22 protein-coding genes and 3 pseudogenes are annotated in these 25,266 nt (G+C 69.7%); 13 read left to right on the top strand and 12 right to left on the bottom strand.

Annotation, left to right across the window (positions count from 1 at the left end):
• Positions 1-882: pseudogene (locus ACFU53_RS01170) on the bottom strand (hypothetical protein); the annotation flags it as partial.
• Between the two features lie 273 nt (positions 883-1,155).
• On the opposite strand from ACFU53_RS01170, the gene ACFU53_RS01165 reads away from it, so the two are divergent.
• From ACFU53_RS01165 to ACFU53_RS01155, 3 genes are all read left to right on the top strand, one after another.
• Positions 1,156-1,914, top strand: coding sequence for a GPP34 family phosphoprotein (locus ACFU53_RS01165; protein WP_383984508.1), 759 nt, complete (start codon positions 1,156-1,158; stop codon positions 1,912-1,914).
• A gap of 509 nt (positions 1,915-2,423) precedes the next feature.
• Positions 2,424-3,293, top strand: a complete 870-nt coding sequence (locus ACFU53_RS01160) for a helix-turn-helix domain-containing protein (RefSeq protein ID WP_383984505.1) — start codon at positions 2,424-2,426, stop codon at positions 3,291-3,293.
• Between the two features lie 258 nt (positions 3,294-3,551).
• Positions 3,552-3,761 (top strand): DUF397 domain-containing protein, encoded by a 210-nt coding sequence (locus tag ACFU53_RS01155; RefSeq protein WP_383984502.1) that lies wholly within the window; start codon positions 3,552-3,554, stop codon positions 3,759-3,761.
• 147 nt (positions 3,762-3,908) lie between these two features.
• Here ACFU53_RS01155 and ACFU53_RS01150 read toward each other — a convergent pair whose 3' ends face one another.
• The gene (locus tag ACFU53_RS01150; RefSeq protein ID WP_383984532.1) at positions 3,909-4,748 is read right to left on the bottom strand and encodes a hypothetical protein; all 840 of its coding nucleotides are present in this window, start codon (positions 4,746-4,748) and stop codon (positions 3,909-3,911) included.
• 117 nt (positions 4,749-4,865) lie between these two features.
• On the opposite strand from ACFU53_RS01150, the gene ACFU53_RS01145 reads away from it, so the two are divergent.
• Both ACFU53_RS01145 and ACFU53_RS01140 read left to right on the top strand, forming a co-directional pair.
• Complete coding sequence (locus tag ACFU53_RS01145) at positions 4,866-5,654, top strand: SDR family oxidoreductase (RefSeq protein WP_383984499.1); 789 nt, start codon at positions 4,866-4,868, stop codon at positions 5,652-5,654.
• Positions 5,655-5,847: 193 nt separating this feature from the next.
• Positions 5,848-7,425: a sodium:solute symporter family protein gene (locus tag ACFU53_RS01140; RefSeq protein ID WP_383984496.1), complete on the top strand. Its 1,578-nt coding sequence runs from the start codon at positions 5,848-5,850 to the stop codon at positions 7,423-7,425.
• 194 nt (positions 7,426-7,619) lie between these two features.
• Here ACFU53_RS01140 and ACFU53_RS01135 read toward each other — a convergent pair.
• From ACFU53_RS01135 to ACFU53_RS01120, 4 genes and pseudogenes are all read right to left on the bottom strand, one after another.
• A pseudogene (locus ACFU53_RS01135) lies at positions 7,620-7,808 on the bottom strand (alpha/beta fold hydrolase); the annotation flags it as partial.
• Between the two features lie 132 nt (positions 7,809-7,940).
• Positions 7,941-8,510 carry a chloramphenicol phosphotransferase CPT gene (gene cpt / locus ACFU53_RS01130; protein ID WP_383984493.1) on the bottom strand — a complete coding sequence of 190 codons (570 nt, stop codon included), beginning with the start codon at positions 8,508-8,510 and terminating at the stop codon, positions 7,941-7,943.
• 210 nt (positions 8,511-8,720) lie between these two features.
• On the bottom strand, positions 8,721-9,167 hold the full coding sequence (locus ACFU53_RS01125; protein ID WP_383984490.1) for a GNAT family N-acetyltransferase: 447 nt from the start codon (positions 9,165-9,167) through the stop codon (positions 8,721-8,723).
• A 120-nt stretch (positions 9,168-9,287) separates the two neighbouring features.
• Positions 9,288-10,403 (bottom strand): ADP-ribosylglycohydrolase family protein, encoded by a 1,116-nt coding sequence (locus ACFU53_RS01120; RefSeq protein WP_383984487.1) that lies wholly within the window; start codon positions 10,401-10,403, stop codon positions 9,288-9,290.
• A gap of 363 nt (positions 10,404-10,766) precedes the next feature.
• Here ACFU53_RS01120 and ACFU53_RS01115 point away from each other — a divergent pair, with 363 nt between their 5' ends.
• Complete coding sequence (locus ACFU53_RS01115) at positions 10,767-11,288, top strand: DUF2165 domain-containing protein (protein WP_383984484.1); 522 nt, start codon at positions 10,767-10,769, stop codon at positions 11,286-11,288.
• Between the two features lie 143 nt (positions 11,289-11,431).
• On the opposite strand, the gene ACFU53_RS01110 is transcribed toward ACFU53_RS01115, so the two are convergent.
• Positions 11,432-11,623 carry a hypothetical protein gene (locus tag ACFU53_RS01110; protein WP_383984481.1) on the bottom strand — a complete coding sequence of 64 codons (192 nt, stop codon included), beginning with the start codon at positions 11,621-11,623 and terminating at the stop codon, positions 11,432-11,434.
• Between the two features lie 473 nt (positions 11,624-12,096).
• On the opposite strand from ACFU53_RS01110, the gene ACFU53_RS01105 reads away from it, so the two are divergent.
• Positions 12,097-12,558 carry a hypothetical protein gene (locus tag ACFU53_RS01105; RefSeq protein ID WP_383984478.1) on the top strand — a complete coding sequence of 154 codons (462 nt, stop codon included), beginning with the start codon at positions 12,097-12,099 and terminating at the stop codon, positions 12,556-12,558.
• 91 nt (positions 12,559-12,649) lie between these two features.
• Here the strand turns inward: ACFU53_RS01105 and ACFU53_RS01100 are convergent.
• Together ACFU53_RS01100 and ACFU53_RS01095 are read right to left on the bottom strand one after the other, a co-directional pair.
• Positions 12,650-12,991: pseudogene (locus ACFU53_RS01100) on the bottom strand (IS5/IS1182 family transposase); the annotation flags it as partial.
• A 61-nt stretch (positions 12,992-13,052) separates the two neighbouring features.
• Positions 13,053-13,496, bottom strand: coding sequence for an ATP-binding protein (locus ACFU53_RS01095; RefSeq protein WP_383984475.1), 444 nt, complete (start codon positions 13,494-13,496; stop codon positions 13,053-13,055).
• Between the two features lie 131 nt (positions 13,497-13,627).
• Between ACFU53_RS01095 and ACFU53_RS01090 the strand changes: the two genes are divergently transcribed.
• Together ACFU53_RS01090 and ACFU53_RS01085 are read left to right on the top strand one after the other, a co-directional pair.
• Positions 13,628-14,440 (top strand): helix-turn-helix transcriptional regulator, encoded by an 813-nt coding sequence (locus ACFU53_RS01090; protein ID WP_383984529.1) that lies wholly within the window; start codon positions 13,628-13,630, stop codon positions 14,438-14,440.
• A complete protein-coding gene (locus ACFU53_RS01085; RefSeq protein ID WP_383984473.1) occupies positions 14,437-14,625 on the top strand; it encodes a DUF397 domain-containing protein in 189 nt (62 codons plus the stop codon). The genes ACFU53_RS01090 and ACFU53_RS01085 overlap by 4 nt, the downstream gene beginning before the upstream one ends.
• Here ACFU53_RS01085 and ACFU53_RS01080 read toward each other — a convergent pair.
• On the bottom strand, positions 14,610-17,969 hold the full coding sequence (locus tag ACFU53_RS01080) for a tetratricopeptide repeat protein (RefSeq protein WP_383984470.1): 3,360 nt from the start codon (positions 17,967-17,969) through the stop codon (positions 14,610-14,612). The two genes, ACFU53_RS01085 and ACFU53_RS01080, sit on opposite strands and share 16 nt — an antisense overlap.
• A 225-nt stretch (positions 17,970-18,194) precedes the next feature.
• Here ACFU53_RS01080 and ACFU53_RS01075 point away from each other — a divergent pair, with 225 nt between their 5' ends.
• Together ACFU53_RS01075 and ACFU53_RS01070 are read left to right on the top strand one after the other, a co-directional pair.
• A complete protein-coding gene (locus tag ACFU53_RS01075; RefSeq protein WP_383984467.1) occupies positions 18,195-18,656 on the top strand; it encodes a prevent-host-death family protein in 462 nt (153 codons plus the stop codon).
• On the top strand, positions 18,653-18,946 hold the full coding sequence (locus tag ACFU53_RS01070; RefSeq protein WP_383984464.1) for a hypothetical protein: 294 nt from the start codon (positions 18,653-18,655) through the stop codon (positions 18,944-18,946). Before ACFU53_RS01075 ends, ACFU53_RS01070 begins: the two co-directional genes overlap by 4 nt.
• Positions 18,947-18,974: 28 nt before the next feature.
• On the opposite strand, the gene ACFU53_RS01065 is transcribed toward ACFU53_RS01070, so the two are convergent.
• Positions 18,975-21,560, bottom strand: coding sequence for a bifunctional FO biosynthesis protein CofGH (locus tag ACFU53_RS01065; protein WP_383984461.1), 2,586 nt, complete (start codon positions 21,558-21,560; stop codon positions 18,975-18,977).
• 235 nt (positions 21,561-21,795) lie between these two features.
• Positions 21,796-22,644 carry an LLM class F420-dependent oxidoreductase gene (locus ACFU53_RS01060; RefSeq protein ID WP_383984458.1) on the bottom strand — a complete coding sequence of 283 codons (849 nt, stop codon included), beginning with the start codon at positions 22,642-22,644 and terminating at the stop codon, positions 21,796-21,798.
• Positions 22,645-22,942: 298 nt separating this feature from the next.
• Here ACFU53_RS01060 and ACFU53_RS01055 point away from each other — a divergent pair, with 298 nt between their 5' ends.
• Together ACFU53_RS01055 and ACFU53_RS01050 are read left to right on the top strand one after the other, a co-directional pair.
• On the top strand, positions 22,943-23,422 hold the full coding sequence (locus tag ACFU53_RS01055; RefSeq protein ID WP_383984455.1) for a hypothetical protein: 480 nt from the start codon (positions 22,943-22,945) through the stop codon (positions 23,420-23,422).
• 157 nt (positions 23,423-23,579) lie between these two features.
• Positions 23,580-25,112, top strand: coding sequence for a CehA/McbA family metallohydrolase (locus ACFU53_RS01050; protein WP_383984526.1), 1,533 nt, complete (start codon positions 23,580-23,582; stop codon positions 25,110-25,112).
• The last annotated feature ends 154 nt before the right edge of the window (positions 25,113-25,266 follow it).

Here is a 25,266-nt window from a genome sequence, read left to right as displayed (position 1 = left end):
GGCGTCGGCCTGGGCTTCGGCGTCGGCCTCGGGGCCCGCCCCCTCCCCCGCCCGAGCTGCGGGCACCTGTACCGCTGCGGCGGCACGGGTGGGCGCGGCAGCACCCCGCTCGCGCGGGTCGGCGTCACCGTCCTCGGCGTCAGCCCCAGCCGCAGGCTTCCTGCCGGAGGCCTCGTCCTCGTCCGCGCCCCGGCCGTCCTCGTCCTCGTCGGCGTCGTCCTGCGCCGCCGTGGAGCCGTCCGGGCTCTTCACGGCGTCGTCCGCGCCCTCCCCGTCGCCGGAGTCGACGTCCGACCCGGCGTCACGCTCATCGGCGCCCAAGTCCTCGGCATCCGACCCGGCGTCGCCCAAATCGGCGCCCGAACCCCCCGCGTCCGACCCGGCGTCACGCTCATCGGCGCCCGAGTCCTCGACGTCCGACCCCGCGTCGCCCGAATCGGCGCCCGAACCCCCCGCGTCCGACCCCTCGGTGGCCGACCCGGCCTCTCCCGACCCTTCGGCGTCCGACCCAGGCTCTCCCGAGTTCTCGGTGTCCGTTGCGTCAGGCCGGTCGGGCTCGGGGTCGTCCGTCTCCGTCCGAGCGGCCTCCGTCTCGGCGGTCTCCCGCCCCCCGGGCTTCACCGTGTCCGCACCCGTGTCCGGCTCGGCGTCGTCCAGCTTCAGGCCCTCCGCCTCGGCCGCCTCCAGCAGCGCCCGGCGGGAGAAGACCGCTGTCGCCTGGTCGACCTTCGGGGCGGACTCCCGGAACATCGAGAGGCGAGGGTCCGGGGATGGTTTGGCGGGGCCGGGGTCCGGGGTGTCCCGGATCGGTGGTTCGTTCCCCGGCGTCGACTCCGTCGACGACTCGTACCGCTTCGACCTGTCGGGGGACGTGCCCGCCACCGATGCCTCCTCCCGCGCGCCGCCCGTCCTAGGAGCGCGCGCCCAACCGAACCGTGAATTCGTGAAAAAACCCGCCGCCCGGACACTAGTCACCGCCGCACCCCCGCGGCGCGCCGCTGTCCGAACCATGTACCAGTGTCCTGTGTGCGGGCTTAACCCCTCCGGTAGACGAGAACGACATACCTACCGGTTCCACTACGTTTCGGTCACGCACCCTCGACAGACCAATGTGAGAGGGGTCACCCTGTCATTCATCCACGCGGGGAGGCATGGATGGGCAGGAGCCGCAGAAGTATTCCGGAAGAGCTTCTACTGCTGGCGTTGGACCCGGCCACGGGTACCACCGCACAGCCGCAGTCGCTCGACCTTGGTCTGGCCGGAGCACAGCTAGTGGAGCTGGCGCTGGCCGGACGGATAGCCCCAGACGGGGATCGTATCGCCGTGGTGTCCCCACGGCCGACTGGAGATCCGACACTGGACTGCGCGTTGGAGTTGCTGCGAAGGCGTGGCGCTCCCGTACGGGCCGTCCACTGGATAGGCGGGCCGCGTCTCGGGCTTCGCCAGACCTACCTCTCGCATCTGGAGCGGTGCGGCATGGTGCATGCCGTGGCGGGCCAGATGTGCGGAGTACTGCCGACGACTCGCTACCAGGCGAGTCAGACCGAGATCAGCCGGGAGATCAGAACCCGACTGGACTCCGCGATCCGCACCGGCGTCCCGCCGGACCCGCGGACCGCGGCGCTCGCCGCACTGGCGCACGCGGTCGGCCTCGGCAAGCACCTGTATCCGGGGAACGAGGGACGCTCGTCCCGCTCCCGGCTGCGGGACCTGATCCGGCACGACCCCATGGGCGGCTTGGTGGCCCACGCCGTCATGGACGTGCAGAACGGCGTGGCCGCACAGCCACGTCGCAGCCCGGCACCGACCGGCCGTCAGGCCGCCCCCGGCGCCAGGCAACCCGCACCGGAACCCGCGCGCGGCGTTCCGATGCAGCCACGACGCGGCTCGATGGCCCGCGTAGTGGCGCACTGAGAAGCACGCGAAGCATGCGCTGAGGCACAGAGGTGCGCGTGGGTGCCGGACCCCAGAGCCGCGGGTCCCGACCCCACCGCACCACGCGCTTCACCCGCTTCACGACAGCACAACAGCACGACTCGCACCGCTTGTACCGCCGGCACCGAACCGCTCGAAGGGACCCCAGGACCCGGTTCGGGAGCCGCCGGCTCGCGCGGGGCGCGTGCGGCCGAACGTACGGCGGACCGGCTACGACCGGTCGGCTCGTACGACACGACCGCACCGCCCCGCGCGGCCGCATGTTCGCGTACGTCCGTGGACAAGCGCGCAGTACATGCACGCAGTACATGCACGCAGTACATGCGCCAACATCCGGCGGAGATCCCTCCACGGTGGAAAAACACCGGCGCAAACGGCGCGTGCGCAGCGCATATCCGCTGTTTTCCAGCGGTACTCAGCACCTTGGTGGCAATCTGCTCAACAGCAGATACGCAAAGTAGAGGCACGCAGCCGGAGGTGCACGTCCCGTGGCGTCCAATGTCAATCCCACCGTCAGGCGACGCCGGTTGGGCCAGGAGCTGCGTCGGCTCCGCGAGCTCAAGGGCATGACCGCCGAGGAGGTCGCCGAGCGGCTGCTGGTCTCCCAGTCGAAGATCAGCCGCCTGGAGAACGGCCGCCGCAGCATCAGTCAGCGTGACGTCCGCGACCTCTGCGGGGTCTACGACGTCGAGGACCAGCGTGTCGTCGACTCACTGATGCAGATGGCCAAGGACTCCCGCCAGCAGGGCTGGTGGCACGCGTTCGGCGATGTCCCGTACAGCGTCTACATCGGCCTGGAGACCGACGCGGCCAGCCTGCGCGTCTACGACCCCCAGGTCGTCCCCGGGCTGCTGCAGACCCGCCCGTACGCCGAGGCCCTCATCGCGGGCGCGCTGCCCGAGACCACGCCCGGCGACATCGACAAGCGGGTCCAGGTACGGCTGAGGCGACAGGAACGTATCTCCGCTCCGGAGGGCCCCCTGCGGCTGTGGACGGTCCTCGACGAGTCCGCGCTGCGCCGTGTCGTGGGCAATCGCTCCCTCATGCGCGAGCAGCTGGAGTACCTGGTCGAGCAGTCCCAACTCCCGCACGTCACCGTGCAGGTGATCCCCTTCGACATGGGCGCGCACCCCGGACTGAACGGGCAGTACGCGATTCTGGAGTTCCCGGACGCGTCGGATTCCAGCGTCGTCTACATCGAGGGTGTCACCAGCGACCTGTACCTGGAGAAACCCGCCGACGTCCAGAAATACAGCGTCATGTACGAGCACTTGAGGGCACAGGCCCTGAATGTGGATCAATCCCGCCAGTTCATCGCGGGGATCGCGAAGGAGTACGCGCAACTCCGCCCCCACTGAACCCGTGCTTCAAGCCTCAGTGGGACTGAAGGGGCCGGAAGATACACCCTCGACACACTCAGAGGGAAGACCCTGATGGAATATGCCACCCACTCGAGTGAATAGTTGCTTCGTCGACCGATGTTGGCGAGTAGCGTCGATCACGCCAAGGAAATCAACGACCTTGGCGCAAACCGAACCGTGGATTCCGGAGACGGACAGCAACATTCCACGGCTCGGCGACAACAACTCAACGACAAACCGGCAAGCGGAGCAGAAATGGCAATTCAGCAAGGCGCCACGGACACGTGGGTCAAGTCGTCTTACTCCACGGGCAACGGCGCGTGCGTCGAGGTCAAGTCCCCCGTCCTCTCGGCTCTGTCCGTGCGCGACTCCAAGGTTTCCGACGGTCCGACGCTGGCGTTCCCCGCAGGCTCGTGGAACGCGTTCGTGACCGAGGTCAGCCGAGGAGCCTTCGACCTCGCGTGACCATGGTTCACCACAACCATCACCACCACCCCAACTTCACATACACCCACTGACAGAGCCCTCTCGACCGGCCCGCCGTCCTGGCCGAGGGGGCTCGGCCTTGCCCCCACCTCACCCCCGGGGTCGCCGCAGCCGATCACCCCGGGATCACCGCAGCCGGTCCACGTACTTGTCCGTCCCCGGCACCGTGGGAACGAACGGTGCCAGCAACTCCAGCCTCCCCAGCCCGCCTTCGGCGACCGCCTCCCCCAGTCCGCCGAAGTACGCCTCCCAGCAGTCGCGCGGGTCGGTCTCCAGGAACCAGAGAAGCGTGAGGCGGGTGTCGACGCCCTCGACCTGCTTGACGTACGACATCCGGTCGAGGGGCAGCGGGGTGGGCCGGAAGACGGTGACCATCGCGGCCGGCGACCCGGCGAGCCGCTTGGGCAGGTGCCGGGCCCGCAGCCACTCCAGCAGCTCGGCGCGCTCCTTGGGCCCTTCGGCGTCGATCACCTGCAGCACGAGGCCCGCGTACGGGTGGTCGAGGGCGTGGAAGTCGCGGGGCCCGGCGGCTCCGTCGCGGTAGACGGTCGCCTCGTGGTCCTGGAACGCGGTGAAGACATGCGTACGGTCCTGGTGGACGCGTGCGTCGCGATTCAGCCGCTTGTTGATGGCGACGGTCCACCTCATGTGGTCGTCGTAGCGGCCGTCGGTGATCCAGTACGTGGAGAGGTAGCAGCCGGCGGTGACCGGCTGGGCGATCGCCGACTTCTCGGGCGTACGCAGGAGTTGGAGATCGCGGGTGGCCACCCAGCGGCGCCCGGCGAACATCCAGGGCATGGCCATCGCGCCCGCGTAGTAGTGGTCGTCCTCGTACCAGCGGTTGTACGCGTACTCGTGGCCCGGGTGCGGCTCGACCATCGTGATCAGGGCGTGGCCGGGGCGTACGCCGTACGGACCGACGGCGGCCAGTTCGGCGTACGTGGCGCTGCGGGTGTCTTCTCTCATGCGCTTGTCCTCGCTCACGCGCTTGCCCTCGCTCATGGGTCTTCCCCTTCCGTCCATCGGCGGTCGCCCATACTCTGACGCTCCGTCAGATGATGCGCCAGAGCCGGGAGGCCTCCGATGACACTGCTCGCGGGAAAGACCGTCGTCGTCTCGGGAGTCGGGGCCGGGCTGGGTCAGCGGGTCGCCGCGGCGGTCGTACGGGACGGCGGGAACGCGGTGCTGGGGGCGCGCACGGAGGCGAATCTCGCCAAGGCCGCGGCGGACGTGGACCCGGACGGCGCGCACACGGCGTACCGGGCGACCGACATCACCGACGAGGCACAGTGCGCGGCGCTGGCGGCGCTCGCGCGGGAGCGGTTCGGAGGCGTGCACGCGGTGGTGCACGTGGCGGCCTGGGACAGCTACTTCGGGGGCCTGGAGGACGCCGACTTCACCACCTGGCAGGCGGTCCTGGACGTGAACCTGCTGGGCACCCTGCGGATGACCCGGGCCTGCCTGCCCGCCCTGAAGGCGGCGGGCGGCGGGTCGGTCGTCATCATCGGCACACAGTCGGCGGTGTCCGCGCCCTCCCAGGTGCGGCAGGCGGCGTACGCGGCGTCCAAGGGCGCGCTGACGAGCGCGATGTACTCGCTGGCACGGGAGCTGGGACCGCACCGGATACGGGTCAACACCGTGCTGCCGGGCTGGATGTGGGGGCCGCCGGTGGAGGCGTACGTGCGGTTCGCGGCGCACGGTGAGGGCGTGTCCGAGGCGGAGGTGCTGGCGCGGCTCACCGAGCGGATGGCGCTGCCGGAGCTGGCCACGGACGGGGATGTCGCGGACGCCGCGGCCTTCCTGGCCTCCGACCGCGCACGGGCGATCACCGGCCAGTCGCTGCTCGTCAACGCCGGGGAACTGATGCGCTGACCTGGCCTCGCCGACGTCCTACCGATGAACGAGAGTGATCTTTTTCGGCCACTCGTCGTTCATATACATAAACCCAAGTCATTGCTCGGAACTTTTTTACTGCCTCTTGACCTTCCACTTGCTTGCCGTGGGCATGCCACCGAACCCAGAGTTCACATGCCTGACCCTGGCGGCGGACCCTGGAAGGGGGCCCATGAATAGTCTCGACTGGGCCGTGCTCATCGGCTACTTCGGTGTGATGGTCGCGATCGGCGTCTGGTCGCACAAACGCGTGGACAACGTCAGCGACTTCTTCACCGCCGGCGGCAAAATGCCCTGGTGGCTCTCCGGCATCTCGCACCACATGTCGGGCTACAGCGCGGTGATGTTCACCGGGTACGCCAGCATCGCGTACACCTACGGCGTCACGTCCTTCGTGACCTGGTCGTTCCCCATCGCCCTCGGCATCGCCATCGGCTCCAAGCTGTTCGCGCCGCGTATCAACCGGCTGCGCTCGCGACTGCACGTGGCGTCCCCTCTCGAATACCTGAAGAACCGTTACAACCTCGGCACCCAGCAGGCGCTGGCCTGGTCCGGCATGCTGCTGAAGATCGTGGACGTCGGTGCGAAGTGGGCCGCGATCGCGACCCTGCTGTCGGTCTTCACGGGCATCTCCCTGAACCAGGGCATCCTGATCACCGGTTCGATCACGGCCGTCTACTGCACGATCGGCGGCCTCTGGGCGGACGCGCTCACGGAGTTGGGCCAGTTCGTGATCCAACTGCTGGCGGGTATCGCGATGTTCATCGCCGTCGCGGGGAAGCTGGGCGACTACGGCGGCTTCTTCGGGGTCTGGGACCGCCCGGAGCTGAAGGGCCACGGCGAGCCGCTGGTGGGCCCCTACGGCACGGTCTTCCTGCTCGCCTTCCTGTTCATCAAACTCTTCGAGTACAACGGCGGCATGCTCAACCAGGCCCAGCGCTACATGGCCACGGCGACCCCGCGCGAGGCCGAGCGCTCCGCCCGGCTGTCGGCGATCCTGTGGCTGGTCTGGCCGCTGGTGCTGTTCTTCCCGATGTGGATGTCGCCGCTGCTGGTGACGTCGGTGAAGGGCGACGGTTCGGACTCGTACGCCCTGATGACCGAACAGCTGCTGCCGCACGGGCTGTTGGGCCTCGTCATCGTCGGGTTCTTCTCCCACACGATGGCCATGTGCTCGTCCGACGCGAACGCCATCGCGGCCGTCTTCACGCGGGACTGCGCGCCGGTGATCTGGCGCCGGGCGCGGACGTGGAGCGAGGGGCAGGGGCTGCGGGTCGCCCGGATCACGACGGTCGTGTTCCTGGGCCTGTCGATGGCGGCGGCCACGCAGGTCAACTCGCCCGCCTTCAAGGACATCATCACCGTCGTCATCAAGTGGGTCGCCGGGCTCATGGGCCCGATGGCCATCCCGATGATGCTGGGTCTGTTGCGGCCGTTCCGCCGGTCGGGGCCGACGGCGGCGCTCACCAGCTGGGCGTGCGGGCTGTTCGCCTTCTGGCTGGTGAACTATCCGATCCACTGGAACGTCGAGGGCGGGGTTCCGCTCCAGTACCAGGTGTCCATCCCGCTGGCCGTCTCGCTGGTGCTGTACATCGTCATCGGCTTCATCAAGCCGGAGGACACGCCCGAGCGGCTCGCGATCATCGAGATCATCAACTCGGACGGTGACGGAGACGGCAAGGGCGGGACCGGGGCCGCGGCCGCGGTGCCGGCTCAGGGGAAGGACGCGTCCAGTCCCAGCGGGGTCTGAGGGCGCCACGTACGGGGGTACGGGGGTACGGGGGTACGGGGTACGGGGTACGGGGTACGGGGGGTTCGTGAGTGAGGCCGTGAGGGCCGTGTGAGGCCGTGAGGGCCGTGTCCGGGAGATGGCCCGGGGGCGGCCCTCACGGCTGTTGGGCGGGGTGGCCGGTTGGCTCTCAGCAAGGGGCGGCGGCTGGTCGGTCAGCGGGCGAGCAGGGCTCGTAGGGCCTTCGTGACGTCGGCCGGGGCCTCCTCCGCCATGAAGTGGCCGTAGGGGACCGTGGAGTGGCGGTGGCCGGGGGCCCAGGCGCGCCAGATGGTGGTGGCGTCGTAGCCGAGGGCGGCGCCCCGGTCCTGCTGGAGGACGGTGACCGGCATGGTCAGTCGGTTGCGTTGGCCCGCCTCCACGAGGTGGCGGTGGGCCTCGGCAAGGACTACGTCCTCGTCTTCACACCGGAGAACGAGCCGTACGACCTGCTGTTCGAGGCCTGATACGCGTCGCGGACCGTAGGTCGGCTTCGGTCAGCTGACGTGGGCCGCGATGGTGCGGGCGCAGGTCAGGGACTCGGTGTGGGTGGTGTCGACCTCCAGGTCGTAGTGCACGCCCTCGTGGACGATGTCCGCCTGCGCCTCGGCCATTCCCTGGACGCGGTCTCCCCGGGCGACCTCACGGCCGGCGGCGACGATGCTGTCGCAGCGGACTCCGACCCAGAGCACGTCCAGGCCGTCCAAGCCGTCCAAGCCGTCCAAGCCGTCCAAGCCGTCGAGGAGCTTCTGCCAGCGTTGCTGGGAAGCCGCTCCGCCGAGGAAGATGTCGTCGATGATGATGCGGGCGCCCGCGCGGGCCATGGCCACGACGCCCTGGGCCCAGGCCTGCTCCAGTGCGCGGAAGTCAGCCCCGATGTTGACCTCGCCGTCGGCCGAGATCTCGATGCCGCCGTCCGCCGTCTGCATCCGCGCGGGCATCGCGTCGATGAGGGAATCGGCCCCGAACGCCAGCCACTGTTCCGGCAGTTCGGCTTGCAGGCACCGTACGATCCCGGACTTCCCCGAGCTGGAACCGCCGTTGAGGATGATCATCTGAGTGGTCACCGGGCTACGGTAGGGCGCCCCGCACGCGACACGAAACCTGTTTCGGGGGTCGGTGATGTCGGTGCTCCGGTCCTGGCGGGTTCCGCATGATCGCGTGGTAGAAACGATCAGGGCTCGGCGATGCGGTACGCGGGCCGGTTGTCGCGGAAGGCTTCCGCGTCCCGGTGCAGCAGGCCCGCGCCGGCACGTCACGGAGGCGTGGTCGCCGCCTCACCCGCCGCCCGGCGCGCGCACCATGATCACGTCCACCGGGTCCTCGGTCTCCAGGCGGAAGCCGAGGCGCTCGTAGAGGCGTCTGGCCGGGCTTCCCTGCAGGACGTTCAGGCGGACCGGGACGGCGGTGCGGTCGCACCGGTCGAGGAGGTCGTGGAGTACGGCTGTGCCGATGCCGGTGCCCTGGAGATGCGGGGCCAGGAAGAAGTGCTCCAGCCAATGGGCCTCGGCGGTCGGGCGGAGGGCCACGCAGCCGGCGAAGATGCCGCCGACCTCGATGATCCAGGCGTGGGCCGGGTCGAAGGAGTCGCGGAAGCGTTGGCGGACGCGGTGGGGGTCGTAGCGGCCGAGGCGTTCGAGGTCCGGGCGCATGACCACGGCCCGCAGCTCGGCAATGGGCTCGACGTCCGTCGCCAGGGCAGGACGTATGTTCCAGTCAGCCATGATCGGCACGCTATCCGGCCCCCGGCTCAGGACGCCGTGCGGGCTTCCGCCGCTCCCCGAGTGCCGCCGCGTCGTGGCTGGTCGCGCAGTTCCCCGCGCCCCTGTCGGGGCGCTCCCGTCTCAGGCGCGCGGGTAGCGCGTCAGCCACCCCGGTACCGCCCCGCCCGGGGCGTGCAGGGCCGGGCCCTGGGTCATTTCCAGGGCGAAGTCGTCGGCGAGGACGAGGATCGTGGGGCGGCCTTCCAGTTCCGCCAGCCAGGCGGGGGGCAGGGCGGTCTCGCCGTGGAGGGCGCCGAGCAGGCCGCCCGTCAGCGCGCCGGCTGCTCCCGAAGGGCCCCCGTGGTTGACGGCGAGGCACAGGCCGTGGCGTACGTCCTCGCCGACGAGGGTGCAGTACACGGCGACGGCCAGCAGGCCCGCGGCCGCGCCGTCGCCGGCGAGCTGCTCGACCACGGCGGGGGACGGCGCGCCCTGGCGGACGGCGGTGACGGCCTGTTGGAGGGCGTCGGCGACGGGCTGGTGGCCGGGGCGGGCGGCCAGCAGCACCAGGGTCTTCTGGACGGCGGCGTCGAGGCTCTCGCCCCGCGCGAGGGCGTGGACGATGACGGCGTAGGAGCCGGCGGCCAGGTACGCGGTGGGGTGGCCGTGGGTCTGGGCCGCGCACTCGACGGCCAGCTGGAAGACCAACTGGGGTTCCCAGCCGACGAGGAGGCCGAAGGGGGCGGAGCGGGCGGCGGCCTCGGCGCCGGACGCGCCGGGGTTCTTGGGGGCGTCGAGGGTGCCCATGGTCCCGTCGGCGAAGCCGAGGAGGCAGATGAGGGACGGGTCGCGGCGGGCGTAGAGCCACTCCTCGCGGGCGAGCCAGCCGTCGTCCTTGCGGCGCTCGTCGGGACCCCAGTCCCGCTGGGTCGCGGCCCAGCGCAGATACGCCCGGTGCAGGTCGGTCGGCGGGTGCCAGACGCCGGTGTCACGGCGGACCTGGGCGCGGATCAGACCGTCGACGGTGAACAGGGTGAGCTGGGTGAGGTCGGTGATGGCGCCGCGTCTGCCGTACGCGGAGGCCAGATCGGTCAGCCACTCCGGGCCGTACGCCTCACCGATCTGCGCCAGGGTGAGCTGGTCGACCGGCACGCCCAGCGCGTCGCCGACGGCCGCGCCCAGCAGCGTCCCGCGCACGCGGCTGCGGAAGTCCTGCTGCTCGACCCGCCCCCAGACGGCACCGACTGTCGCACCCACCCCGGCCTCCTCACGGCCCTTGCCCGACCCGTACGTCAGTACGTCAGTACATCCGTACGCCCGTACGGCTCGACAGTCCAGCACTGTAATGGAACGGGAACGGTCCGTTCAGGGCTCTCGGAGAGCGCGAAACGTCTCGTGGGACACAGCCGTTCTGCCGCTCCGATCGTCAAAACGCGCGGATGTGGACAACGTTGTACAGCTGACGGACAGCTGACGGACAGCCGACGCCTGCTCGACGTGAACGCCGACGACCGCACCCCTCCGGACATCCTCGGTTTTCCGCCATCGGCGGCTCTCGTTTTGATCCAAGGCGCCGAAAATCACCTGGGGTTGATCCACGTCCATGCAGATAGTTGGACCATGGCTCAAAAGCAGACCCCCCGCGGCTCACTCCTCCCCCTGGCCTCGACGCTGCTAGTCGGCACGGTCGCCCTCTACATGGCTCTCGTCGCGTTCAGCAACATCACCGACTTCGGCACGAACCAGCAGTTCGTCCGCCATGTCTTCGCCATGGACACCACGTTCAAGGACGAGGACCTCATGTGGCGGGCCATCGAATCGAAGGGCATCCAGGACGCGGCCTACGTCCTCATCATCGTCTGGGAGACGGTCTCCGCGCTGATCCTCATCGCGGCCACCTACTTCTGGGCCAGAGCCCTCGGCAACCGCGCCTTCCCCACCGCCCGCCGCTACAGCACCCTCGGCCTCCTCATGGTCCTCCTCCTCTTCGGCGCCGGCTTCATCGCCATCGGCGGCGAGTGGTTCGTCATGTGGCAGTCCGGCGACTGGAACGGCCTCGACGCCGCCCTCCGCGTCTTCCTGCTGAGCGGGGTGGTGCTGCTGGTGACTTGCCTCCCCACGAACGACCGGACGGCCGACTGACCGACTGACCGACTGACCGACTGACTGACCGACTGACCGACTGACCGACTGACCGACACTGACACCACGCCCGTCAGCCGTACCAAGTCATGTTGCGGACGTACACGCACTCGTGTCTCGGTACGGCGAGGGTGTCCACCCCGTCACAAACCCGCCTCGGCTTCGGCGGCCTCCCGGATCGCCCGGATCTCGGCCGGTGGCCGCAGCGGCGCGAGGCTCTGCGTCTGCTGTGCGTTCGTCGTCGCCTCGAACGGATGCTGCGTGAGCGCGGGAACACGCCTCGGCGCGATCCGGGCGACCGCGGCGCGGAGCGCGTCCGGAGTTAGCTCAGGCATGGGGATCAGCGGTCCGTACGGGCAGTCGCGATGACCGGGGCTTTAGTGGGCGGTTCATAAGGTGATGTCCGTTGGAGGAAGCTGCGCAGACGGACAGTTTCGGCGACTACTGGTACCGCAGCCCCGCCGGGTGGGCCCCCATGACCACTGCCGGCGACAATGCGGAAACCGGCGCGACTGACGAGCGACGTCGGCCGCATCCGATGGTCGGCCGACACGGCGCGAGTCGTCCCCGCATCCCAGCGCCATCCCAGGGTCTCCCTGTTTCCACAGGTCAACAGGGGTGGGGTGGTCCCACTGTCCCGGGTATGGCGGCAGCTGTTGTCGTTGGGGCCCCGGCGTCCTGGAATCTGTGGATGTCGCAAACGTCATCGGATGAACGGATGACGATGCACTTCATTCAGCGGGGTCTCGGCCTGTCCAGCGCAGCGGTAGCTCCCCACCCGTCCATGTCACCCAAAAAAGGAACCCATGTGAAGAAGCCCCGTATGGGCCGCGTGGTCGCGGCCTCGGCCGTGCTGATCAGCAGCGGCGCCATAGTGTTCGTCCCCGCGTCCGTGGCCTCGGCCACCGAGGACGACTGTGACGGCATTGCCGTCGTCGGCGTCTTCCGCGCCGTCGAGTCCGGAGCCTCGTTCGACTTCAGGGGCCGCCGCGTCGAGCTGCAAAACGAGTCGGCGCTCGACCGCTACAGCCGCGCGGAGATCAAGTCCGGCCGCAAGGCCGGCGACCGGCTGTGGGTCGACCGCAGCTTCCACTCGTTCCCCAACTTCAAGGGCACTGTCAGCGACCAGCAGGCGAAGAGCGATGGCTGGAAGATGTGCGGCCCCTACACCGGCAGCCGCACGCAGTCCGTCTTCAATTCCAACTTCGCCGCACGCGCCTGTGGGGAGTTCGACGGCATCACCAAGTGTGGCAAGTGGTGGGTGGACTGACGTGTCCCGGCGGCGGGGCACCGAAGCGGTGCCCCGCCGTGTGACCGCATCCTGCAAGGCCGCCGCCCGTCCCACGTGGACAGGGCGGCGGCCTTGCAGGCCGTGTCGGAATGTTATTGGCGACCGGTCCGCGTCGGGTCATGACGTGGGTCATCGCCCAGTAGACGCGGGAGGCGGAGGAGGAGGGGCGGTGCTCGTGGTCGCGGACCAGACGCCGGTGCAGTATCAGGATCCCGTACGTCTGCTCGACCCTCCACCGCTTCGGCTGCGGCACGAACCCCTTGTCCTGCGGGTTGCGTGCGACGACCTCGACGTCGATTCCCAGGCCGGCGCCGTGCATGACCACCTGGTTCTTGAAGCCCTGGTCGACCAGGGCTTTGCGGACGGTTCCGCCGGCGTGCTCGGCGACCTGGTCCAGCACTGCTATCTCGGCGTCACCTCGCCCAACTCCGGTGAATGGCCAGGGTTGGCCTCTGGCGCCGTGACCTGCCGCATCACGGAGCCCCACGCCCCGGCACCGTCAACTCGGCCCACACCGTCTTGCAGCCCGCAGGCGCCTCGTCGACGCCCCAGCGGTCCGCGTAGGCCGCGATCAGCAGTAGGCCCCTGCCCGACTCCGCGTCCGTCGCGCCTGGGTCGGGGGTACGCGGGATTCGGTCAGCTCGGGCGTCGGTCACCTCGATACGGAGGCTGCTGCCGGGGCCGGGGTCGAGCTTGAGCCTCAGCCGGAAGTCCCGTCCCGGTACCCGGCCATGGAGCACCGCGTTCGACGCCAACTCGGCCACGACCTGCGTCGCGTCCCCGAACAGCACGCCCCATGTGTCGAGTTGGCGTTCGGTGAGCAGCCTGGCCAGTCGAGCACCTCTTCGAGTGGCGGACAACCGCACCCTGAAGAGGTACGCACTGCCGGGGACTTGGCGAAGGGTTTCCTGGTTCACGTCACTCAGCGTGGCCGCTCGTTCCTACCCTGAACAGTGACGACCCCGGTACCTGGCGTGACTGTCCGGGTGCCGTCGCGGGCCGTACGGCTGGTACGTGAGAGGCGGGAGGCGGGAAGTTGGTGAGCGGTGTGGAGGACGAGGAATCCGCAGCCGTACTGAGTGCGGTTGGGCGGCAGATCAAGGCATGGCGCGAGGCGGCGGGTATGCGGCAGTCCGAGCTGGGTTCCGCGATCGGGTACGGCGAGGAGATGGTCTCGTCGGTCGAGCGGGGGCGGCGGGCGCCGAAGCCGGAGTTCCTGGACAAGGCGGATGAGGTGCTCGGGGCGGGCGGGAAGCTCGCGGCGATGAAGGAGGACGTGGAGAAGGCTCGGTATCCGAAGAAGGTTCGGGATCTGAAGAAGCTGGAGGACGAGGCGGTTGAGCTGGGCGCCTACGCCAGCCACCACATCCACGGTCTCTTGCAAACTCCGGATTACACACGGGAGTTGTACGCGATGCGGCGACCTCCTTACACGGAGGACGAGATCGACCGTCACGTCGCCGCGCGCATGGGCCGGAAGACCGTCTTCGAGCGCGTGCCCCGCCCGCAGCTCACCTTTGTCCAGGAAGAGGTGACACTTCGGCGGCCGATCGGGGGCAAAATGGTGCTGCGCCGACAACTCGAACATCTGCTGGAGATCGGTGAGTTGAGGCATGCCGTGATCCAGGTGATGCCCACGGACCGCGAGGACCACGCAGGCATGGGCGGCTCGCTTCAGCTGCTGAAACTCCCGGATGGCAAGGCCTTGGGACACTTGGAGGTCCAGTTCCTCAGCCGACTGATCAGTGACCCACGTGAGGTCCAGACCCTGGAAACGCACTATGGAATGATCCGGGCGCAAGCTCTCACGCCCCGGGATTCGCTGGCGTTCATTGAGAAAGTACTGGGAGAAGAGACATGACGCCCACGCTGAAGTGGTTCAAGAGCAGCTACAGCAGCAACGAAGGCCCTGAGTGCGTCGAGGTCGCGATACCCCCCAGCAACACCACCGTCCACGTCCGCGACTCCAAGGACCAGCAGGGCGCACAACTCGCCTTCACGAACGGCTCGTGGGCGGCGTTCGTCGGCTTTTACTCCGCCGCGTAACGGGCATGGAAGGCGTCGCGGGCCTCGGTGACCCTGACTATGCGGGGGCCGAAGAGCGCCGGGTCGGCGTCGGGGCTGCGGGACAGGAGGGTCAGCCGGACCGTCAGGTCGGCCAGGTCTTCCCAGTCGTGGTTCAGGGACAGTCCCTCGGAGACCGCCGCGTCGGCCCGCGACCCGTCGCCGGTGGCACAACTGGCCAGCGCCTGCGTGAATTTGTCCATCACGTCGGCTTCGTTGTCCGCCTGTGCGTATATCCCCAGCAGAAGTTCCCACAGGAGCCTTGCTGCTCCCAGCCCCCTCGACATGCTCAGCATCAGTGCCGACCTGAGCCGTTCATACATGAAGTCGGGCGCGTGCACCCACTCACCGAAGCTTCGCGCGCGTTCCCACGGTTCGGTCATGGCATCGACGTACCAGTGCAACGCCGCTTCCTCGGCGTCGCTCCCCCGCTCCGTAGCCACATGCGGATCGTCCAACAGCCGCCGGGCCTCGTCGTGACGTCCGCACCAGAACAGCACCTCGGCGGTTCTGCGGGTTGTCCACGCGCGCTCCACTCCTCGTTCGACGCACTTCCCGAGGTCGGCTAGAGCCTGTGGAAGCCGCCCCATCGCAATGCATGCCCGCGCTCGGGCGACGTACAAGCTCGCCTCATCCGGGCTGAGGAGGATCGCCTGGTCCAGGTCCCGAAGCGCCGCGAGGAACTGCCCCCGCCTGAGCCGCACCACACCCCTGTTCGCCAGCATGGCCGCGTTGTTCGGTTCACGTTCAAGCAGCCGGTCAAGCTCGGCAACCGCTTCATCGTCCCCGCTCAGCGAGACCAGTTCCGCCATCTTCAAGTGCTGGGCCCAACCAGGAATGGGTGCATGCCTCAACGCCCAGTTCCCCGTCGCTCCGTCGGCCGAGACCGCGCGCTCCAGATCGGCGAGTTTGCCTTCCAGGTCCCCGAGAGAACCGCGCAGCAGCGCACGGTGAACCAGCGCCCACGCGTAGGCGGGACGCAGCTCGATCGCCCGGTCGAAGGCCTCGCGTGCTTCCGTGTCACGGCCGAGTCGTGCGAGCGCATACCCTCGACCGGCGTACGCGGAGGCGTACTCGGGATCGAGTGCGCAGGCACGCGCGAGTTCCTCGGCTGCCTCCTCGTTCCGCCCCGCCAAGCGGTAGAGGTCCCCCCGTTCGGAGGCGATCCACGCGCTGTCGGGCGCGACCTCCACCGCCCGGTCGAGGTCGGCGAACGCCTTATCAGGTCTCACCTGGTCCCGGTGCAGCTTTCCCCGCTGGACCAGGCCCCACAGGTACTCGCCGTCGATCTCCAACGCACGGTCGAAGTCGGCGAGCGCCCCGTCGTGGTCGCCGAGTGAGTACCTGCTGCTCGCCCGGCTCCCCAATGCCTTGTTGTATGTGGGGTCCAGGGCGAGGACCTGGTCGAACACCTCGATGGATTCCTCGAAACGGCCCATGACCCGCAGGGCCTCTCCCCGCTCGAAGATGATCCGTGGGGTGCCCGGGAGCAGTTGGTCGGCTCGATCGAGGTCGGTCAGAGCCGCTGCCGCGTCGTGCCGCCGCGAATGGGCGATGCCCCGTCCGTAGTACGCGTCCACCGACTCGGGGTTCAGTGTCACTGCCCGGTCGTATTCGGCGAGGGCCGCGTCGTAGTTGCCCGTCTTCCGCAGTTTCCGCCCACGCGCGTTGTACACGTCGGCGCGTGCGGACGCGTCGAGGTCGGCTCGGTCCAGCAGCAGGGCAAGCGCGGACAACTCTCCGCACGGGTCCGCCGAGAGCGCGGCGAGAAGGTCGCGACCCCATCCTCGTAGTGTCTCCCTGTCCGTCTGCTTCCCGACGTCGGACAGCACCCGCGCGCAGCCCCGCGCCGCCGCCGTATCCGCGTCACACGCGCTGACGACGTCCGCGAGGACCTGCCCCAGAGCGTTCCCCGGCCGGGCACACAGCAGGTGGTACAGCTCTTCGAGCCGCAACTCACGCCATGTGCCGGTGAGCCACAGCTCCTCCCTGTCCACCCCCTCCTCCGTCTCGCCCCGCCAGCGGCCGAACACCTCCGCGAGCCGTGCGTGTGCCTCCGCCCACTGCCTCGGTGCGCGCGTCCGCTGGAGCCGGAGCATGGCCGTGCGCACGACGTCGTGATAGCGGACCCGGCCCTCCCTCTCGGTGGCGAACGGCAGCCCGCGCAGCCAGTCGTACGCCCCCTCGGCCTCCCCGTCGTCCACTGCCGCCCGGAACACGTCCTCGTCCAGCCACCTCGGCAACGCACACGCCAGCGCGACCGCGCGCCGTGCCGGGTCCCGCTCCCACTTCAGGAATCGCTCCACGGCCGTCGCGCTGGGGTCACCCACCGCTCCCGCGCCGCCGCCCGGGTTCTTGGCCAGCGTCGACACGAGCACCGGAAGCCCTCCGGACAGCCGCAGCACCTCCTGTACGACGTCCTCGTCCACCACCTGCTTCGCCGCGAGGAGCTGACGCGCCTCGGACTCCGTGAACGGCTCCAGAGCCAGCTCGGTGACGAAGCCGGCGTAGTCGCCCCAGCGGGACGGGTCGGGGCCGTGCTGGCCCGCCAGGGTGAGGATCACATTCGCGGGGAGGGTGCCGTACCGGTCCGTCGTGACGAGGTCGAGGAGCCAGGCGTCGAGGAAGGGCGCGGTCCGCTCGTAGGTGTCGAAGAAGAGGGCGATCCAGGGGACGTCGGCGGCCACCCGGTCCAGTTCCGAGACGAAGACCGGGGTCAGGACCTTGAGCGGCTCCAGGACCAGTTGGACGTCGTCGTGGTTCCGGAAACGCACGCTGAGGGCGGCCCTCAACCGATCCGTCCCGTAGGCTACTTGGTTCGGGTCGACGGCTCCGGCGAAGGCCCCCACACCCGGCACCATGCCCAGGCCGATCAACCCGGCCTGGGCCATCGCCATGCTGCCCGCGGAGGGTGGCGGAGACGCGGCACCGCCCGGCCCGGGTTCCAGTACGCCCGACGCCGTCTCCGCCTCGTGCCGGCGCTGGCGGTAGGCGGCGAGAAGCTTGTCGAACGCCTTCAACTCCGCGCCCTGCCGGGCGAACTGCGCGCTGATCGCCGCCATCGCCTCCGGCGCACTGTTCACCGCCTCGTCGGTGCAGGCGGTGAGCGCCTTCCGCTGTGTCGCCACGGCCTCCAGCTCGCGCACCAGCGACGACTTGCCTACGCCCGCCGTGCCGTGGATGTGGAAGACGAAGCTGTGTCGTTCGTCCTCCGGGGAGGTGTCGAAGTTGCCCCGGAACAGGTCGAGTTCATTGCGGCGCCCGACGAAGCCCGCACGCTTGCGCCGTCCGATCAGCTCCTGCATCGACAGCCGAGCCTGTGCCACCCGTACGTCCCCTCGTTCCGGATCCAGCCGTCACCATTCTGGCTCAGCGGATGGCGGAGCGGCAGCGTGCGCGGCGCCACGCTGCGGCGGGATGTCGAGGCGCCCGGACGCCCATCGATCTCCGTGCGCCGCCCCGGGACACCCGCACGCTCGGGCCGCCTGATCGGCTCCTGGCGAGGATCTCCGCGACTGACTTCGGAATAAGTTCCGAAGTACCGTCGGATCATGTCCACCCCCACGGTCCCCTTCTCCGAGTTTTCGAAAAACTCGAAGCGCGTCGCCGAGACGCTCGACCGGACTCAGCGTGTGCACATCACGCGTCGGGACGGGGAAGACCTTTACCTCACGACAGCACGCCATGACCAGCAGCGAGAGGAAACAGCGGACATCACGGCCCGTCTGCTCGCCGCCCTGGTCCGCAGCGACAACGGCGGGCGAACCATACTGAGAGCGCTGCCCTCGGTCTTCCCGTGGGTCCGCCATCTGTCGGCGGACGAGCTGAAGCAGTTCGTGGCCGAACTCATCGATGCCACGCACGACGTGGCCCAGTTGGACGTCCACGCCAACCTCCACCGAGTCGTCGTCGAATGGCGGGCGACGGCACGCGTCCTCGCCGATCCCGAACTCACCCCGAAGCTCACCCGCCGGCTGCCGGACGAGGACCACGGCGAGGTGACAGCGCCGTGAGCCCCAAGCGCGGCGACGACGTCGCCCCGCGCGAGCTGGGCGCCGAGGCGCCCGGCAACACACGTCGCTGCTTCGAGGCACTGCGTGACGATCCCCTCTCCCGGAGGGATCCCGACCGTCAGCACCGGCTACGCGGGCGTCTGGCCACTGGCCACCTGGGCGGTCGCGCATACGCCCAGTGGGAGTACGAGGTGACAGCGGGCGGCCGGGTGCGCTATCTCGTCGACGAGGCCCGACGCACGGTGCACCTCGTCCACGCGTCGACCCGCCACCCCAAAGACACCGAGTAGCAGCACACACCCGGAAAGTTCCCCGCCTTCACTCCAACACCGGCAGCAGCTCCGGCAGATGTCCGTCGGAGGCCCGCGCCGCCTTCTGCCGTTCCTCCGGGACCTCGCCGTACAGGGTGGTGCGGGGCCTCGCCGGGCGGCCCGCCGCGTCGGCGACGGCGATCAGGTCCTTGACCGACTTGTAGGAGCCGTACGACGAGCCCGCCATCCGCGAGATCGTCTCCTCCATCAGCGTGCCGCCCAGGTCGTTCGCGCCCGAGCGGAGCATTTCGGCCGCTCCCTCCGTGCCGAGCTTGACCCAGCTGGTCTGGATGTTGGGGATCCAGGGGTGGAGGAGAAGGCGGGCCATGGCGGTGACGGCGCGGTTGTCGCGCATGGTGGGGCCGGGGCGGGAGATGCCCGCCAGGTACACCGGGGCGTTGGTGTGGATGAAGGGGAGCGTCACGAACTCCGTGAAGCCGCCGGTGCGTTGCTGGATGCCGGCCAGGGTGCGGAGGTGGCCCAGCCAGTGGCGGGGCTGGTCGACGTGGCCGTACATCATCGTCGAGGACGAGCGGATGCCCAGCTCGTGGGCGGTGGAGATCACCTCGATCCAGGTGGCGGTGGGGAGCTTGCCCTTGGTGAGGACCCACCTCACCTCGTCGTCCAGGATCTCCGCCGCCGTGCCGGGCACGGAGTCGAGGCCCGCCTCCTTCGCGGCCGTCAGCCACTCGCGGATCGACATCCCGGTGCGGGTCGCGCCGTTCACCACCTCCATCGGGGAGAAGGCGTGGACGTGCATGCCGGGCACGCGGGACTTCACCGCCTTCGCGATGTCGAAGTACGCCGTCCCCGGCAGGTCGGGGTGGATGCCGCCCTGCATGCAGACCTCGACCGCGCCGAGGTCCCAGGCCTGCTGGGCCCGGTCGGCGACCTGGTCCAGGGAGAGCGTGTACGCGTCGGCGTCCGTGCGGCGCTGCGCGAAGGCGCAGAAACGGCAGCCGGTGTAGCAGACGTTCGTGAAGTTGATGTTCCGCGTGACGATGTACGTGACGTCGTCACCCACCGCCGCCTTCCGGACGTCGTCCGCGATCCGGCACAGCGCGTCCAGGGCCGGCCCGTCCGCGTGCAGCAGGGCCAGCGCCTCGGCGTCCGACAGCTTCGTGGGGTCGTCGGCCGCCGTCGCCAGCGCCCCACGTACGTCCGTGTCGATGCGCTCGGGCGCCATACCGGGCGCCGCCGCCTCGCGCAGGGCGCCCCAGTCGCCGTAGACGGAGTCGAAGTCCTCCCGGCGGTCGCCGGTACGGCCCTCGGTGTCGATCGAGGTGTGCAGATCCGTACGGCCGGCGGCGACGAAGACCTCCTCGGGCTCCTGCCACGGGTGCCCCTCGACGACCGCGTCCGGCAGGGCGAGGCCCGTCTCGGGGTCGGCGAGGGCCCTCACGTGCGGCAGGAGGCGCGGGTCGAGCCACGGCTCGCCACGCGTCACGAACTCCGGATACACACACAGCCGTTCCCGCAGCTCGAAACCGGCGGCGCGGGACCGCTCGGTGAGTTCCTCGATCTGCGGCCAGGGCCGTTCGGGGTTCACATGGTCGATCGTCAACGGAGACACCCCGCCCCAGTCGTCGATCCCGGCGCCGATGAGCCGCTCGTACTCGCTGTCGACGAGGTTCGGCGGGGCCTGGATGCAGCCCGACGGGCCCATGATGTGCCGGGCGACGGCCACCGTGGCGACCAGCTCGTCCAGCTCCGCGTCCGGCATGCCGCGCATCGCGGTGTCCGGCTTGGCGCGGAAGTTCTGGATGATCAGTTCCTGGATGCCGTGGTACGCCCGTGAGACCTTCCGGAGCGCGAACAACGACTCCGCGCGCTCCTCGAACGTCTCCCCGATCCCGATGAGGACACCGGACGTGAAGGGCACGGAGGAACGGCCGGCGTCCTCCAGGACCCGCAGCCGGACCGCCGGCTCCTTGTCGGGGGAGCCGTGGTGCGGGCCGCCCGGCTCGGACCACAGCCGGGTCGCGGTCGTCTCCAGCATCATCCCCATCGACGGGGCGACGGGCTTGAGCCGCTGGACGTCCGTCCAGCTCATGACGCCGGGGTTGAGGTGCGGGAGCAGCCCCGTCTCCTCCAGGATGCGGATCGAGATGGCCCGGACGTACGCGATCGTGTCGTCGTAGCCGTGCGCGTCGAGCCACTCGCGCGCCTCCGGCCAGCGGTCCTCCGGCTTGTCGCCGAGCGTGATCAGCGCTTCCTTGCAGCCGAGCGCGGCCCCCTTGCGGGCCACGTCCAGCACCTCGTCCGGCGACATGAACATCCCGTGCCCGGCCCGGCGCAGCTTGCCCGGCACGGTGACGAAGGTGCAGTAGTGGCACTTGTCCCGGCACAGCCGGGTGAGCGGGATGAAGACGCTCTTCGAGTACGTGATGACACCGGGCCGCCCGGCCTCCTGGAGGCCCACGTCCCGCACCCGCGCCGCCGACGCGGCCAGATCCTCCAGATCCGCGCCGCGTGCCTGCAGCAGCACCGCCGCCTCGGTCACGTCGAGCGCCACACCGTCCCGGGCGCGTTTGAGCGCACGCCGCATGGAGTTCTCGGTCGGGCCGGTCCCAGAGGTCGCGGAAGTCGTCATCCGTCGAGCATACGAGCGATGTGATCAGGACAGACAGCCGCATCCGAGTCGTTCCGGCCGCCGGTCGTTACACGCTGTCACTGGATCGGGACCGCGCTTTCGTCCAAGGCTCGGGGCAGCGCCCCGTCAGGGGCGCGGGGCTGTGACATATGCGGCTCCGCCGCGTGGGCGCGACCAGCCCCCACGCACCCGCAGTCGGCAACGGACCTGAGAACGCGGACGAGACCCCGCACTCCTAGGCCAAGAACTCACCGTAGGAATCCAACAACCCCAGCACCTCGCCCTCCCCCGCCGGAGGCAGCTGCACCACGGCCTCCTCGATCCCCAACTCCGCGTAGTACGCCAGCTTCCCCGCACTCGGCTGCACGGCATACGGCACCACCTGCAACGCGGCGGGATCGCGCCCGGCATCCGCCCACGCCGCCCGCAGCACCGGCAGCGCCTCGCCCAGCCCCCGCCCCCCGATCGGCAGCCATCCGTCCGCGTACTCGGCGATGTGTGCGAACAGCTTCGGCCCCGCGGCCCCACCGATCAGCGTGCGCGGCCCCACCACCGGTCCCCGCGGCTTCTGCACCGGCTTCGGGTGGGCCTCACTCGCCCGCACGCTCCCGAACTCCCCCTCGTACGCCGTCGGCTCCTCCGCCCAAAGCGCCCGCATCAGCGCCATCCGGTCCCGCACCAGTTCCCGCCGGGTACGCCACGCGACCCCGTGGTCGGCGGCCTCCTCCACGTTCCAGCCGTAGCCGAGGCCGAGGGTGAGGCGGCCGCCGGAGAGGTGGTCGACGGTCGCGATCTGCTTCGCGAGGTCGATCGGGTCGTGCTGGGCGACCAGCGTGATGCCGGTGCCGAGCCCCAGCCGCTCGGTGACGGCGGCGGCCTGGCCGAGCGCCACGAAGGGGTCGAGGGTGCGGCCGTACTCACGCGGCAGGTCCCCGCCGGCCGGGTACGGGGTCGTCCGCTCGACGGGGATGTGCGTGTGCTCGGGGAGGTAGAGCCCCGCGAAGCCACGTTGCTCCAGTTCGCGGGCGAGCCGGGTCGGAGTGATCGTCTCGTCGGTGAGGAAGATCGTCACGGAGATGCGCATGTGGTCATCTCTAGCGGCTCGGGACAGGGATGTCCATACCGACCGGTCGGCACTTAGAGGGGCCAGCCGGTCCGGTCCAGGTCGCGCAGCGACCCCCGCAGGGCCGTCGCTCCGCCCAGCAGGCAGGTCGGTGTCCGCACGTTCTGTGTCTCCTGTCGGACGGGGCCGGGTTGGGGGCGTAGGTGTAGCGGACTACACCATGGATCCGGGAGGCCGGTCCCTCGTGGCGGCGGACGGGCGAGGAGATCGTGGTCGCCAGAGATCCCGCACACCACGCCTCCCGAAGGAAGGGCCCCTCATGGCTGCCGAGCATTCCCGCCGCCCCCGCCGAAGCGCTCGAACCGCTCGAACCGCTGAAAGCACTCGAAGCGCTCGAAGCGCTCGAAGCCGTATCGCCGCCCTCACCACCGGCGTCGCCGCCCTCACCCTCTCCGTCGGGCTGCTCACCGGCTGCGAGTTCGGCGACTCCTTGGACTGTGTCTCGAACGCGGACACGATCGCCGAGAGCCTCAGGGACATCCACCAGGCCGGGCTGGACGCGGCGAAGGACCCGGCCCGGACCCGTGAATCCATCGACACCATCGAGAAGAACCTCGACGAGATCGACGAGATCGAGGACAAGGCGGGCAGCGACGACAGCAAAGTCGAGAAGGCGGTCGACGGCCTCGCCCTGGCCGTCGAGGACTACAACAAGTCGATCCTGAACGGTGACACCGACCCCGACTCCAGCGGAATCGACGCGGCCGCCGACGAACTGGCCGACGTCTGCACGTCGTGACCCGGTGCGAGTCGGCCAACCGGTACAAGTCGGCCAAGTAGAAAGCCGCCGATTCCCTTCCCTTGCCCCGCAGTTCACGACGGCATACGAAAGTGGCACGCACCACCCCTGCACCACCCACGCCATGTCACTCACGACCGACCTGGGGAGCAGCAGCATGTGCGACGACCACCACGGTGACGGGAACGGACTCGGAAGGCGCGCGCTGTTCGTGACGTCGGCGGCGGCCGCGCTTACGTTGGGAAGCGTGACCTTTGGGACGAGCGGCGCCGAGGCCGCGCACGGCGACCAGGAGACGAAGACCATCCGGGGGACCCTCCCCACCGGCTCCCCCGATTTCGTGTATCTGCCGGTCGAAGTACCGTCGGGGGTACGGGAGTTGAAGGTCTCGTACAGCTACGAAAGACCGACCGTCCCGGCCGGCACCGCGGGCAACGCGCTCGACATCGGTGTCTTCGACGAGCGCGGCACGGAACTCGGCGGCAAGGGCTTCCGGGGCTGGTCGGGCGGCGCCCGCACGGAGTTCTTCATCCGGGCGGACGAGGCGACACCGGGCTACATTCCCGGCCCGGTCCGCCCCGGCACGTGGCACATCGCGCTGGGCCCGTACACGGTGGCGCCGGACGGGCTGCCGTACGAGATCACGATCACCCTGACGTACGGCAGGCCGGCCACGGCGGTGAAGCCGGTGTACCCGCCGGAGCGGGCCAAGGGGCGGGGCCGGGCCTGGTACCGGGGCGACTGCCATCTGCACTCCTGGTACTCCGACGGCCGCCGCACGCTCGCCGAGCTGGCGGCGCTGGCGCGGGCGGCGGGCCTGGACTTCATCAACAGCTCGGAACACAACACCCAGTCCGCGCACGCCCATTGGGCCGAGCACGCTGGTGACGACCTCCTCATCCTGCTGGGCGAGGAGGTGACCACGCGCAACGGTCACGTGGTGGCCCTCGGTGTCGACCCGGGGACGTTCGTCGACTGGCGCTACCGGGCCCGGGACAACCGGTTCGGCAAGTACGCCCGGCAGATCCGCCGCGCCGGGGGCCTGGTCGTGCCGGCGCATCCGCACGCCACCTGCATCGGCTGCAACTGGAAGTTCGGCTTCGGCGAGGCGGACGCGGTGGAGGTGTGGAACGGCGCGTACTCGCCGGAGGACGAGGTGGCGCTCGCCGACTGGGACGGCATGCTCGTGGCAGCCGTGCGCGAGGGCCGACAGGAGTGGATCCCGGCGATGGGCAACAGCGACGCCCACCGCGACCCCGACCCCGTCGGCCGCCCCCAGACCGTCGTCCTCGCCGACGACCTGACCAGGGAGGCCGTCCAGGAGGGCCTGCGGGCCGGCCGCTCGTACGTCGCCGAGTCCAAGGACGTGTCCGTGTCGTTCACGGCGTCCGGGGCGCGCGGCGAGCACGCGGGCATCGGCGAGCGGCTGAAGGTGGCTGCCGACGCCCCGGTCACCGTCCGCCTGGAGGCGACGGGCTCCGCCGGCTGCACCATCCGCTTCGTCACCGACCAGGGCGTCCTGTTCACCTCGGCCACGCTCCCGGCGTCCGGCACCGGCTCGGCGGAGTGGCGTACGACGGCCTCGTACGCGGCATACGTACGTGCCGAGGTCCGCCACCCGCCGATCGTTCCGGGCTTCCCGGGACCGCTGGCGGCCTTCACGAACCCGATCTTCCTCGGGCGGCGATAGGGCGGGGACAGGGCGGCGATAGCAGCCAGCGGGAAGGTAAGGGGGAACCCGCGTACGGAACAGCTGTGTTGGGCCTTAGGTTTGGCTCGACACATCACGTGCGTCTGTACGGCTGTACCTCCGTACGCGTGGACGCACCTGCACGGCGGAGGAG

The organism is Streptomyces sp. NPDC057474 (assembly GCF_042802555.1).
Taxonomy (GTDB): domain Bacteria; phylum Actinomycetota; class Actinomycetes; order Streptomycetales; family Streptomycetaceae; genus Streptomyces.
The sequence above is the reverse complement of the archived record's forward strand: the minus strand, read 5'-3'. Positions and strand labels throughout refer to the sequence as shown.